General features: G+C 41.5%; 12 protein-coding genes, 1 rRNA gene, 1 pseudogene and 1 riboswitch. Of the genes and pseudogenes, 10 read left to right on the forward strand and 4 right to left on the reverse strand.

Annotation, left to right across the window (positions count from 1 at the left end):
• Positions 1-106: ribosomal RNA gene (locus tag PDT38_RS07250) — 16S ribosomal RNA — on the reverse strand; the annotation flags it as partial.
• Positions 107-1,983: 1,877 nt separating this feature from the next.
• Here PDT38_RS07250 and PDT38_RS07255 point away from each other — a divergent pair.
• The 5 genes from PDT38_RS07255 to thiT all read left to right on the forward strand — a co-directional run bounded on the left by PDT38_RS07255 (position 1,984) and on the right by thiT (position 7,665).
• Positions 1,984-2,361, forward strand: coding sequence for a lactococcin 972 family bacteriocin (locus PDT38_RS07255; protein WP_270800190.1), 378 nt, complete (start codon positions 1,984-1,986; stop codon positions 2,359-2,361).
• Positions 2,362-3,289: 928 nt separating this feature from the next.
• On the forward strand, positions 3,290-3,985 hold the full coding sequence (locus PDT38_RS07260) for an ABC transporter ATP-binding protein (protein WP_270800192.1): 696 nt from the start codon (positions 3,290-3,292) through the stop codon (positions 3,983-3,985).
• Positions 3,982-4,341 carry a hypothetical protein gene (locus PDT38_RS07265; RefSeq protein ID WP_270800193.1) on the forward strand — a complete coding sequence of 120 codons (360 nt, stop codon included), beginning with the start codon at positions 3,982-3,984 and terminating at the stop codon, positions 4,339-4,341. Before PDT38_RS07260 ends, PDT38_RS07265 begins: the two co-directional genes overlap by 4 nt.
• 307 nt (positions 4,342-4,648) lie before the next feature.
• Complete coding sequence (locus PDT38_RS07270; protein ID WP_270800194.1) at positions 4,649-6,622, forward strand: hypothetical protein; 1,974 nt, start codon at positions 4,649-4,651, stop codon at positions 6,620-6,622.
• A gap of 275 nt (positions 6,623-6,897) precedes the next feature.
• Positions 6,898-6,996: riboswitch (TPP riboswitch) on the forward strand.
• A 96-nt stretch (positions 6,997-7,092) separates the two neighbouring features.
• A complete protein-coding gene (gene thiT, locus PDT38_RS07275) occupies positions 7,093-7,665 on the forward strand; it encodes an energy-coupled thiamine transporter ThiT (RefSeq protein WP_270800195.1) in 573 nt (190 codons plus the stop codon).
• A gap of 32 nt (positions 7,666-7,697) precedes the next feature.
• Here thiT and PDT38_RS07280 read toward each other — a convergent pair.
• Positions 7,698-8,005, reverse strand: a pseudogene (locus PDT38_RS07280) (sortase); the annotation flags it as partial.
• A gap of 136 nt (positions 8,006-8,141) precedes the next feature.
• Here PDT38_RS07280 and PDT38_RS07285 point away from each other — a divergent pair.
• The 5 genes from PDT38_RS07285 (at position 8,142) to PDT38_RS07305 (ending at position 11,659) form a co-directional block, all read left to right on the forward strand.
• Positions 8,142-8,330, forward strand: a complete 189-nt coding sequence (locus PDT38_RS07285) for a hypothetical protein (RefSeq protein WP_270800197.1) — start codon at positions 8,142-8,144, stop codon at positions 8,328-8,330.
• Positions 8,331-8,377: 47 nt separating this feature from the next.
• On the forward strand, positions 8,378-9,025 hold the full coding sequence (gene pcp, locus PDT38_RS07290) for a pyroglutamyl-peptidase I (protein ID WP_270800199.1): 648 nt from the start codon (positions 8,378-8,380) through the stop codon (positions 9,023-9,025).
• 107 nt (positions 9,026-9,132) lie between these two features.
• A complete protein-coding gene (locus PDT38_RS07295; protein ID WP_270800201.1) occupies positions 9,133-9,789 on the forward strand; it encodes a potassium channel family protein in 657 nt (218 codons plus the stop codon).
• 2 nt (positions 9,790-9,791) lie between these two features.
• Complete coding sequence (locus PDT38_RS07300; protein ID WP_270800203.1) at positions 9,792-11,111, forward strand: TrkH family potassium uptake protein; 1,320 nt, start codon at positions 9,792-9,794, stop codon at positions 11,109-11,111.
• Between the two features lie 62 nt (positions 11,112-11,173).
• Positions 11,174-11,659, forward strand: a complete 486-nt coding sequence (locus PDT38_RS07305; RefSeq protein ID WP_270800206.1) for a DinB family protein — start codon at positions 11,174-11,176, stop codon at positions 11,657-11,659.
• Positions 11,660-11,767: 108 nt separating this feature from the next.
• Here the strand turns inward: PDT38_RS07305 and PDT38_RS07310 are convergent, their stop codons facing one another.
• Entirely contained in the window at positions 11,768-12,352 is a 585-nt protein-coding gene (locus PDT38_RS07310; RefSeq protein WP_270800208.1) for an MOSC domain-containing protein, read from the reverse strand.
• Positions 12,353-12,457: 105 nt separating this feature from the next.
• Positions 12,458-13,375 carry a class I SAM-dependent methyltransferase gene (locus tag PDT38_RS07315; RefSeq protein WP_270800210.1) on the reverse strand — a complete coding sequence of 306 codons (918 nt, stop codon included), beginning with the start codon at positions 13,373-13,375 and terminating at the stop codon, positions 12,458-12,460.
• Positions 13,376-13,483 lie beyond the last annotated feature (108 nt).

Consider the following 13,483-nt stretch of genomic DNA (forward strand, 5'->3'; position numbering starts at 1 on the left):
TCCGCCGCTAACCTTTCGGGAGCAAGCTCCCTATGGTCCGCTCGACTTGCATGTATTAGGCACGCCGCCAGCGTTCGTCCTGAGCCAGGATCAAACTCTCCATAAAATGGAGTGCAGATTAATTCGTCACTTGTGACGACATCTGCCCTGACTTGCACTAAATGTGCTTTGTATTTCTTGAATTAACAGGTACGTTTTGTCTTGTTTAGTTTTCAAAGATCATTTTCACCTCTCAAAGAGGCGACTTTATTAGTATAACATTCTATCAGAATCAATGTCAATACTTTTTTTAATCGTTTTTTTATAAAGCCGTCTTGTTAAGGACGAATATTAATATACCATCTATTTATGATTTGTACAATAGTTTTTTTAAAAAAATAATAATCAAAGTAAAAGAAACTTTTTCCTCTTAATACAGAGGCTGTTTTGATCTTGGCTAATTAATCTTGTAAATAGTCACTTACTATACAAGAAAATCTCTATAATTCTAGTTAAAAGCTTTTTCTTAGTCGTGATGAGATGTCTCATTTACACATTTAAAGGTAAACTTGCCTGTTGTAACTAATCTAAAATAATTCACTTGGCCATATCAATCGTCAAGTAATTGAATATGTGTATTTAAAAGAAAATCGTTGGTTTCTTAAAGCGGTTATTAAACTAGAAGAATATATAAGGAAAGTTTAAAACTCGATGCTGTTTAGGCTCATTGACAAAACGTTTAAGTTGTTTATATTACTTCAATTTAAATTCCTTATCAAATCAAGTTTTTTCTATATAAAGTATAGGTCCATTAATCGAGTTAGACAAAAATATTAAACTTGAGCATTGTAACCGTTGTTGGTTCTATCCTTATAATGTGCTTCTGCAACGCAGAAAACAAATGCTAATTTTGAGACGTAGTGAATGTAAACTTGCGAACTTTATGTTATAAAAAATAATCACTTAAAACTAGGAAAATATGAATTTTTTTCTAATATTATATATGTTACCTTGAATTTGTATAGATTTACAATTATTATGAATTTAGTTAATGGAAGATAAGGAGGTTAGAAAAATTAGTTAGCGGTTTCTCGTTTCCAGACGTATCGATCCTTCGGTATATTTGTTGAATGTATGCAAAGACAACCTGGGCTTGATGTCCATGATGTGAAAGGGAATCCGTAAAATGATTTGATCTTTGTCCGGTGTTTTCGATTTTGCTTCAGGTTTGCGTTCTTCAATTCTTGTAATACCACCTTGCTTTTAGCAAGTCAATTGTTACGATATTGAACTTTGTGACGGATCGTCTCTGAGAACAGAGAAAGCTGTTCTTTATCTTTGGCAATACACTTGTTTTCTAAACTCTAAATTTCTTGTTTCATTCATGTCCGAGACATTGCATTATGTGCTGAGGCATTCGTTTTCAATTTGGAGCCGTCGATGCACATATGCTCGCTCAATTTCATCGATTGTTTTTCAAAAATCGATATGTGACCCATCTGGAGGGTTTCCTTCGGACAAACAACGGAACAGAATGTTTTCGCGGAGGAAAGTGGTATGGTACCCATACAGGAAAATACTTACTTCAAACAAACTCCTCCCTAATGAAGCCAGCCTTAATGGTATGGTCCAGTGTTGCTAATCAATGGCTGAAAGTTGGAGCAGTTGCACATCTATCGGCTTGGTCCGCGCTACTAACTGGCGACCGTAGCAGAGACCACTGCGGTGCATGCCAACCATCAAGCCTCTCCTAGGAAATCAAAATGCTGAGTGATAGCATTGCGGTCAAAGTGAACAGGTGGTGGCCCGACAGCAAGGATCGCGGTTCGCAATTGGTTTAAAAAGGATTTGCGCTTCTAGCCAAAAGGAAGTTAGGCATACCACGGCATCACTAACAAGGACAAGAAAAGATTTTTCCCGCAATGACATGGTAGGTGGGCATTGACAAATTTGCTTGAAGAGTAAAATTATTGTCCAAAACAATGAAAGAGGAGGAATGAAATAATGAAAAATCTTTCGTATAAGAAAAATAGAAAACCCTTAACTCGAAAAGTCAAAGCTACGTTCGCTGTGTTGGGGATGTCCATCGCTTTGATGGGGGCTGCCACATTGCCTGCATATGCTTGGGTGAATCCGGGCTACCACTACCAATATCCATCTGAAGGGGGAACATGGAAATACGGATTTGTAAACGCTGGGCTCCGTTCCGAGTACAATCATCCAACGAAGATTCACGGATCAACGGTGCAAAAGCTTATTGATGGCAAAGTCGAAAAAACCAATAGAAGCATAGACACAGCTCCGGGGCGTTACTCTAATGCCTATGTCGGAACTATAAATTCACCGGGGTTGAAGGGCCGTTACTACTACCGTACCAACTAATCAAAGGGATACCGGTTGCAGTCGCCGCGGCCTAACATAGCGAGTTCAGCAAGCCCTTGGAAGTCCCGCTTTTGTATAAGCGATTATAGCGGGCTGCGTGGGGACATTTTTTACTACTTTGCTGTTAGCATACGATCATCACTGACCTATATAACCGAGACTTTCCGCATTCCATTTGTCAAAAAAGTTAACTTATATTATTTGCTTTAATTTAAAGATCAAAACATCCAGGTCAAATGATCTTGTCTTACTGCCCACCTGCCATGTCGGTGCGAGAATATTTTTCCCCAGAAGCATTTACTAGCTGGTCATTTTTATTGCTGCGATCCCTGCACAGTTTCATACGTTCTTAATAGTTGCTCTCCTTCCTATATATCGCATGGGAAGGAGATACTTTTTAGTGCCCTGCCAAAACACCAAACCAAGTTTTGAGTAGGAATTCTTTTGCTAGATCTAGTTCGTAGTTTTAATAGGAAGGAGTAGGATGTAAAAGTCTGAACAAGGGGGAAGGAAAAACACAACATTGTGTCCAGCTTATAAGGTATTAGTACAGTTCATTATTCAGGCGGTTCGACAAGAAACAATTTCATTGTTTCCCAGTCGACGATAGGTTTCTCAATTCCTTATAAGAACAAATGAGATTATTGTATTGATAAAAAAAGGAATTGATGCTTGTGACAAAGAACAAATAAGTATGTCACGGCACCACCAACAAGGACAAGAAAAAACCGCTTCCGTACTAATATGGAAGGGAACGATGATAAATTAGCGAAAAGAGTAAAAATAGTCAAATGAATGAGGAGGAATCAAATAAAATGACCCCCGTTTTTTATAGGCAAATGAGGAAAACCTTAAACCAAACAATCAAGGCGACATTCGCTGTGTTGAAGATGTCCTCAGTAGACATCAAATTTGATCGGAGGTGCAGATGTTGATTGAAGCCCAAGGCATTTCAGTAGCAATTGGTGGGCGGTCCGTGCTGGACGATGAAACCGTTCGTTGTACGCCTGGGATCATGACAGCCCTCGTTGGTCCAAGTGGATGTGGAAAGACCACGCTCTTGCACTGTCTCGGGCTGTTACTGCCTGTGGATAAGGGACGCATTTTGATCAACGGAGACGATGTCACAAACTACGGCACTACGGCACGGCGCAGGTTCTGGCGTGATCAAGCGGCGTTCATACTTCAGGATTACGGCATTATGGATGAGGAGACGGTCGCCTTCAATGTAACCATGCAGGCGACCGTCCTGGGACGACGTGTCACAGGAAACCAAGAAAGGTTGGCACAGGTGCTTGAGCAGACAGGTCTCCAAGGTCGAGAAGGTGAATTGGCCAGTCACCTGAGTGGAGGTGAGAAGCAGCGACTCGCACTGGCTCGTGCCATCTATAAGGACGCTGCATTCCTATTCGTCGATGAGCCCACCGCCTCACTCGACACAGCTAATAGACGAATGGTCATCGATTTGTTTGCAGACTTCGCCGCGCGCGGCCGTACCGTCATTGTGTCGACGCACGATTCTGAAATGATCGACGCGTGTGGAGCCAAGCATAAGGTTGGTTCCAACAGTGCGTCACATCACTCGGCGAATAGCGATCCTACTAGCTTAGGAGGGTCCTCATGAAATCATCCTCTAAAATCATGATCGGTGTTGTTGTTGGCTTACTGCTGGTAGTGGGGGCAGCTGCGCTCCTAAACGGTTGGATCCCATTATCAAGGGACACGTATCCATCGTGTGACAAGCTCCCAACTGTAGCAGAGGCCAATGCGGCACTCACCAGACATCAAGACCTCGCCGAGGAGATCAAATCGCTTAGTGATGGTGGCATTGATATTGAAGTAGGCAAGCCGTGTCCCGATGACCAGAATCGAGGGCTGATCATGGTCAGATATGGTTCGAAATCCGAGCGTGACAACATCTCCGATTTACTCAGCCGCCGCGACGGCTTTGGGATTCCTGTGCATCTGGTGAAGCGCTAAGGCTGACTTCTGCACAGCTATTCGGTGTAAATACTGCCTGTCGCTTGTGTGCAAGGCTAGCTTGCGTATATCGTCAATCCGAACCTGACGCTGACCACGTTGGCCGGCTGTACATCATGGGGCCTTCGGAATAGTAGGTAGCGGTTACATATTAGTTGAAGAGTAAAAATATTGACAAAAATAGTCGCATGAATGAGGAGGAACGATATGGAAAAACATGATTCGCTAATCAAGGCCATTACGCTAGGCCGCAGCGATACCCGGGGCCTAGTATGGCGAGTTTCAAATAGTTCTGGAGGACTCAATCGTGTATAAGCGTATTGTAGCAGCTGTCGCGGGCGCGTTATTTGCTTTACTCGCTCTACTGGCGGCGATCATTACCGACCTATATGATCGAGACTATCCTCAGTCCATTGGTGTCGAGAACAGGGTTAGCCTCAACTTCAGTGAATCGAATTTTTCCATCACTGAAGCGTTTAAGAAGCTGGAGGAACTTGATGCGCGCTGGGATCTAGGGCTGGTAAAGGTAGCGCCTGACTTAGCTAACGACGGCGATGGTCAAATATTCGTAGCACTTAACGATGGAAATCTTCCCGCCGAATTTACTTGGTTCGGTGGCGAAGGTGTAGGGAAAATTGTCGGCAAAGAACGACTAACCACCTCCTATCCAGATGGGTTCTATCTCGTAACCGGCGAAAGCACTCACTTGGGCGAATTCGAAGACACGCTGAAAAGTGCAGGTGTGAAGGTTGACCGCGGGGAAGCTTCAATTTTTAACAGCCTTGAATTTGTGGTGCGGGAAAGAGGATTTACTGCCGCCCTTCTTGCTGCGTTTGCGCTAATTGCAACGCTAGCACTGTTCTGGTTGTCACTGAAGGCGAGAGGGCGAGCCCTCCGGGTTCTTGGTGGTTGCCCGACCGTGCGTATCCAGGTACAGGATCTAGCCGGTTTCGGGGGTGCGCTACTGTTTTCAGCCGGCGTCGTAGCATTGGCTGCAGCGGGGTATGTAGGTTTGTTTCATGGCTGGGTGTACGTCGGCACCTTCCTCAAGGCGTTGGTAAGCCTACAGGTTGCCGTCATCGCCGTATCCCTGCTCGCTGCGCTTATTATGTCAGCCTCTGCATGGCCAAGTGCTACTATGCTCGCTACCAGACAACCGGCGATCAAGAGCCTCCGTTCGGCTGCGATCGTGATCCAGGCTCTAACGTTCCTCCTTGTGGTGGCTGCAGCTGGGCCTGCTTGGTCTGCATACAAACACTCATCCGCAATGGCTGCTGAGATGGCGCAGTGGAAGAAACTCTCAGACCAGGTCGCTATTGTGTTCGCAACAGACGTTAACGAGATGAAACACATGGAACCTCGGATTGGTAAGCTGGTAAAAGATGCTGAATCGCTTAATAAAGTCGCTCTTTCCTACACATACACTAAAGACATGCAAATGCCAGTCGATTTTGGAAAGTACTCGGCCATCTCTTTTGTAAACCAGCGTTGGCTCGACCTGGTAACCACGGATACACCACAAAAAGCTGTTACATCTGTACCTAACCACAGCATTCCAGATGGGCTTGTCAAAATGATTCGAGAAGAGGCTGAGCTTTTGTCGAGGAAAAAACTTTCCGATAATCGGTTCGCAAAGTTCAAGTTCTTGCGGCCGGTCGACGGGTTCCAGCTGCCGGTCGCCCAAGGAGGCGGCGGCGAAAGGCTACACTTTGCGGACGATGTTCTCGTCGTTGTCGTACCTTCGCTATACGACACCTATAACGATTCTACCTTGACATCTATGGTTTCGGGTAGCAACATCATGTTCACCGGCGTAACTCCTACACAACAATTGTTAAAGAAACATGGTCTTGATGTGAAGGCGTTGCGCGATCGTGGTATCAAAGGTGAACTGAAGGTTGTCTATGTGGCCGAAGAAGGAATTCTTCAGGCGCAGTTCGCAGCATATGTTGTGTGGTTGCTAAATCTTGCGCTGATTGCATTGGTTATTGCTTTCACTGTCGCTGCAGCGATCAGTGCGATGATTACCGCAATGCTACAGGCTAAGCGTGACTTCCCGCTACGGGTGGCAGGCCAATCATGGGTACAGATTCTCCAAAGCCGCGTTGCCAAGGAATTGCTTGCTGGGGTTGGACTCGTGGGCGTCGTTGTCTTGCTCCAAAGGCCTGATGAGATTGGGGCTGTAGTTGTGGCCGCGGTGTATGGGTTACTTGTTGTGCCATTGAGCCATCTGTTTGCCGCACGTTGGTGTTTCAATAGCGTCAGTAGACGCCGAATTTGATTGGGCATTGATTCAAGCCTAGGGCGTTTCAATTGCGAGCGGTCCGTGTTTGACGGTGGGCCGTTCGTTTCATGCCCAGAATCATGATACCCCTAAATGGTAGCCAGATGGTGTCTGAAAACGGAAATAGATTCATTATGTCTTTCTCAAATATAACAACATACTAAAATTAACTTCTACATATTATATTATGTTTTTGGTAAGCCTTTAAAACTTTGCAAAATGACTTGTCGACTGTATTTTTTTCTAGTATAGTGAAATATAATTAAATATATGATGACCACAAGGGGAGCCTTCAGGCTGAGAGTGAACATTGTTCTGACCCTTTGAACCTGTTAGTTAACGCTAGCGTAGGGATGTGGCAAAGTGATATATACCTCTGCATAAAAAGCAGTGCGTGGAAACTTATGCACCTTCCCCCGCACTGCTTTTTTATTTTCCCTTGTTGTTCATCAAAAGTGAGGGGAACTATGAATCATTCAAAACAACTTGTACAGCTGATTGAAATTGCAATGATGACAGGAATCGCCATTATTTTGGATACGATTTCTGGAATGTTTTTAAAAATGCCCCAAGGCGGCTCGATTGCAATCATGATGATTCCAATCTTTTTGATTTCTTTTAGACGAGGGGTGAAGGCAGGATTGACAACCGGATTTTTAACCGGGATTATGCAATTTGTTACTGCAAACCTGCACGTTTACCAACCTATTCAAGTTTTTCTTGATTATTTTATCGCCTGCACTGTCATAGGAATGAGCGGGCTGTTCGCAGGACTCATTCGAAAAGCTTCATTGGAAAAACGGACAAAAAAAGTGATGACATATGTAGCAATTGGTGTCTTTTGCGGGAGCTTTTTAAAGTTTCTTGCCCACCTGATTAGTGGTGTCGTCTTTTTTGGTGAATATGCACCTAAAGGGACACCTGTATGGCTTTATTCATTTATTTATAATGGAACATATATGCTTCCATCTTTTGTTGTTTGCGCAGTTGTCTCGGGCTTATTGCTACTGACAGCGCCGAGACTTTTGCAACAACGATAACGCAAAAAACAGCGGGTTGCCCGCTGTTTTTTTTATGATTCTATTAAATTAGCTACCAATACATAACGTTTCGGTGCTGAACCGATGAAATCAAACGGATAACAGGTTGAAACAGTTAACGTTGCTCTCAGCTTTGGAACAATAACTGTTCGATCATCCGCATCAACAATCCGAACTTTTTTCACTTTGTACGTGAAAGTTCCGTAAGCCGCCTCCACAATTAACCGATCCCCCTTCCCCACTTGACCAAGCTTTCTGAAAATGGTATTTCGATGACCTGATAACACGAATTATCAGCCTCTCCCGGTAGAACAGAACCCGCAAAATGCCCGACTCCTTTTTACAGTACATACCTTATCTTTTGATTATAATGGAATTATTTTATCTATAATATTTCATTCTATTTTCGTTATAAGGCATAATCTTTATCTCTATTGAATGTAATATAGTAAAGCTTTAGAAGAGGAGGTATAAAAGTGAACCCTTACTATATGATGCTGTTATGTTATCTTTTATCTATCTTCCATTTTTTAATAGGGTACAGGGAAGCTTTGAAAATCAGTGAAGCTGACGGATTGGTTAACGGGACAACAATGATCTCCTCTATTCCGTTCGGTGTCATTTTTGCTTTTTTCTCTCATTATTTTTGGAAGATGACAATATAGGATTTGTTAATAAATGTGGCGAATTCCATAATGAAAGGAGTGGTTTTATGAAAAAGAAAGTACTGCTAACAGGTTTTGATCCTTTTGGTGGCGAATCGATCAATCCATCATGGGAAACAGTTAAACACCTTCACGGAGAGACAATAAATGAGATTTCCATTATTGCTGAACAAGTTCCGACCGTTTTTCATCAATCAGCCCTTGTCTTGGAAAAAGCGATCCAAAAGCATTGTCCTGATGTTGTGATTTGTGTCGGACAAGCTGGCGGAAGACCACATATCACACCGGAGCGTGTCGCGATTAATATTGATGATGCTCGTATCCCTGATAATGATGGCCAGAAGCCCGTTGATGAACAAATTTCTGACCATGCGCCAAATGCTTACTGGTCATCCCTTCCCATTAAACGAATTGTAAAACAGCTGAGAGAGCATGGTATTCCGGCGTCTATCTCTCATTCTGCTGGAACTTTTGTATGCAACCATTTATTTTATCAGTTAATGCATTTCATTGATCGATCTCAATCAATGATTAAAGGCGGATTTATCCATATTCCATTCCTACCTGAACAAACGACTGATAAAAAAGAACCAAGCCTCAGTCTTGACATCATGATCAACGGATTGCGAATTGCTGCAGTCACTGCGGCCAGTCATGACATAGACATTCGTGAATCAGGCGGCTCACTTTGCTGACTCCCCGCCTTTCCTTCTTTTTACCCCACCTCAAAATAAAATCCATACGTGTTTTTCAGAAAAAAATGTCTACACTAACAAAAAAAACAACCTAAAGGATGAGCAGGATGCAGAAATCATATGCCGTTTTCGGGCTCGGTCAGTTCGGCGGAAGTCTTGTAAAGGCATTTCATCAAAAAGGAACAGAAGTGATTGGAATCGATAAATCAGAAGAGAAAGTGAACGAATATTCAGCCTATGCTACATATACTGTTTGTGCCAATGCTGTTGATGAAAACACGTTAAAACAAATCGGAATCCGAAACATTGACCATGCGTTTGTTTCGTTAGGCGATGATATTGAGGCCAGCATTTTAACCTCACTGTTACTAATTGAAATGGGGGTCTCACAAGTGTGGACAAAAGCACAAAATGATTATCATCAAAAAGTCCTTCATAAAATTGGTGTCAACAAAATCATCCATCCTGAAAAAGATATGGCGAAACGAATTGCCAGTCATATTACTTCAGAAAAAATGATTGATTATGTTGAGCTTTCACCAAATTACGGTATTGTTGAGATTGTTGCGACAGACAAGCTAGATGGGAAAAGCCTAGGCGAAATAGATGTACGTGCCCATTATGGATGCAATATCGTTGGGATTAAACGACAGGATCACTTTACTGTTGCACCAAGTGCAGAAGACATCATTTATAAAAACGATATTTTAATTGTCATTGGGCGAAATAAGGACATTGAAACGTTTGAAAAAAAGGGAGATTAAAGATGAAGTTTAAATTGATTCAATTAAACCCATCTCAATTGCTTGTACTTGTGTTCTTATTTTTTATTTTGTTAGGAACTCTCCTCTTGAAAGTGCCGATTGCAACACTAGAAAACGTAAGTTGGGTAGATGCATTATTTACGGCAACATCAGCCATGACCGTCACAGGTTTAACTGTTGTTGATACAGCAACAGATTATACTTTATTCGGTCAAATCATCATTCTCTTTCTGATCCAGGTTGGCGGCTTAGGAATTATGTCTTTTGCTGTACTTATTTATATTATGCTCGGAAAAAAAATTGGCTTGAAAGAAAGAATCCTGATCCAACAATCGCTTAATCAGACTTCATTAGGTGGTGTCATTAAATTAATCAAAAACTTATTTATATATTCTTTTACAATTGAAATGATGGCGATGATGATTTTAGCCTTCAAATGGGTTCCTGAATACGGCTTTAGAACCGGTCTATTTCATAGTGTATTTCATTCTATATCAGCTTTTAATAATGCTGGTTTTTCTTTATGGCGTGATAATCTTATGCGCTATGAAAGTGACCCGCTTGTCAATATTGTGATTACTGGATTGTTTATCATCGGTGGATTAGGGTTTACGGTATTATCTGATTTATGGCATAAGCGACGTTTCAAAAGCTTAAGCCTGCATTCAAAATTAATGATCATCGGAACGGTGATCATTAATTTATTAGCCATGATGATCATTTTCTCACTTGAATACCATAATCAAAAGACGATTGGTTCATTTTCATTAAACGGAAAATTGTGGGGGTCCTATTTTCAAGCTGTAACACCAAGAACAGCTGGATTTAACACTTTAGATATTGGGAGCTTACATGATAGCACACTTACACTCATGTTATTATTAATGTTTGTCGGGGCTGGAAGCGGTTCAACTGGTGGAGGAATTAAACTGACAACATTTTTAGTCATTCTTCTCTCCGTTCGCTCGTTCTTAAAAGGGCAAAGTCATATTTCAATTGCCCGTAAAACGATTAAAGATAAATTGATCATCCGCTCTTTGGCGATCTCGACCATTAGTATTTTATTTATTTTATTAACGGTTTTCATGTTAAACATAACAGAACCAGAACGATTTTTAAAAATCTTATTTGAAGTGGTTTCTGCCTTTGGTACAGTTGGATTATCAATGGGAATGACGGCCGATCTTTCGACAATCGGAAAAGTTTTGATTGTTTTTATTATGTTTTTAGGTAAGTTAGGGCCTTTAACATTGGCTTTTTCACTAGCAAAACCGCAGCAGGACAACCTTCGCTATTCAAGCGAAGACATTCTGACCGGGTAATACTATGCCCTGCCCCTTCTCTTCTTTGCATTATGATAAAATGAAAACAGGAGGGGATATTGATGAGCAGCATTTTTCATGAAGCGAGAAAAGAACTTTGGAGCGAAATTCAAGGTCTGTCAAATCAAGATTTGAATAAAAGACCTGCACTAGAAGAATGGAGTATTCAAGAAGTGCTTGATCACTTGAAAAAAATCGATTTAGTAGCGCTTCAACTGTTTAAAGAACAAGTTCCTGATGCACCGATCAAACCAATCGAAGAAAAACCAGTTAAAAACTCGGAAGATAGACGTTCTAAACGAAAAGCACCTTCTTTTGTTGAGCCTGAAAGTAAAACGATTGATGGAGAGGCAATCAAAAATGAGTTGGATCATGTCAGAACACAGCTAAATTCAGTGATCTCAGCTTTCGATAAAAAAGATTTCCAAAAGGTACTGCCTCATCCCATTTTTGAAGAACTAACCGTCAGCCAGTGGATTGATTTTATCGGCCACCATGAAATACGCCATCTTCATCAGATTCGGGAAATTAAACAAAAGTTATCTTAAAGAAAAAATCTAGGAATTTGCTCGCTTTCCGCGGGCGATCCGCGAGCCTCCTCGGAGCACGTTCCATGCTCCTGAGGGGCCTTCCAATTCCCCCCTGATGCATAACTTTTAGACAGCTCCGAACCTAGTATCTTTCACAACATTTGGTGTATATGACCATACCTCCACCAGATCTCCTTGAGAAATAGAACCCGGTCGTTCAACAACACAAACGATACCCCTTTTACCGAAAGCATGGCGAACAAACCTGGAAGCGAGCTTTGATTGATCTGGAAACTGGTTTTGAATGACCTCACCCGGCTGGCTGCACGGTTCATTTTCACCTTCAGATAAAAGAGACGCACCACTTGGAAAGACCAATCTGCTTCCTTCCCTCAAAGAAGTCAACTGAGGCAGTCCACTTAAAGCAAGATTAGCTCCAAGCCACTCCGGCAAAACAGCAGGAATTTTTAACTTTTCCGCAATTTCTAAACATTCTTCAACTGAGACGATTGAAATCTGTCGTCTATTAAAAATCTCGGTTCCTTTTTTATACATTGGCTCGCGAGCTCCGGCCGTCTTTGTTAGACCAAAATGTAAGTCACCGGGTATTCCTCCGTAATCAATTTGAATTTGTTTCCTTCTTTCGGTAACAAATGATGATGTTTCCGCTATGTAAACGTTCTCAGCTACTGCCATATGTCTTTGCCACATTCAGCTCAGCTCCTTTTTTGACTTAACATCAATTTTACAATAGTTACCTTTTTTCTTCAAACTAAAACCCGCTGCCTGATTTTACAACGGGTTTTAGTATTGTTGTTAACGTACAACAGCATGAATGTAATGAATCGTTTCAAATGCTGATAAGTAATCCTGGCGATTACGAAAATATAGATCATTCATTTTAGCCGGTGTTAAATGCTCATAAATCAACATTCCGGCTTCTTCCAGCAACTTCTCCATTTCATCATAAGAAAAACATGATTTCATAGGTTCACCACTTGCAGCAGCCATTTTCACCATATTTTCTACTCTATTAAAAGAACCTTTTTCCGCAAACAGGTTTTCGTCAGCATAGTCGATAATGATCGAACTTCCCGAAGGAACCTTCGCCATGACACTCTTAATCAGTCTGAGATTTTCCTCTTTTGTTAAATAATAAGAAACACCTAAAAGGCTAAACAACGTTTTTTTGTTCAGATCAAATCCATTAGCGAGTAAACTCTGATAGGAAAACGTTTTAGTAAAGTCCATTGGTACCAAATGAAGATGGTCTGGAATTTGATCATGAACTTGTCCAAGCCTCGTCTTTTTATTTTCCTGTGTAGCTGGATAATCAATCTCAAAAATCTCTAAAGTACTGCTTAGTTCTGGATGTCTGAAACAAAAAGTGTCTAACCCGGCTCCCAGTATGACATATTGTTTTAGACCTAGCAAAACTTCATGCAGGACAACTTTTTCACAATAAGCAGCACGTGCTAACGTAATTGGAGAAAGTTGAATCTGAGTGATCCACTTTAAAATTTCGTCTTGATCTCCGTTTAACTTTTGCACAATATCTTTGTTGAAGATCTTGACACCTTGAATCAAATTAGCTCTGATCTCAGCAAATTCTTTTGGTGATATTAAATCTTGAGCTAGATGATCAATAAAAATCTTAGGATGGTCAAATTGGCTATGATAAGCTCTAGCAAAAGCAGAGATTAATGAAGTTAAACTGGATTCACCTTTTTTCATACACCACTACTCCTTTATTCACAAAAAATAGGATTCCCCTGGCCAGGAGAACCCTATTATATACTCACAATGTATAAATGTAAATTATAGCATAAAATGATTTTTTTG

This window comes from Bacillus changyiensis, assembly GCF_027706145.1.
Lineage (GTDB): Bacteria > Bacillota > Bacilli > Bacillales > Bacillaceae > Bacillus > Bacillus changyiensis.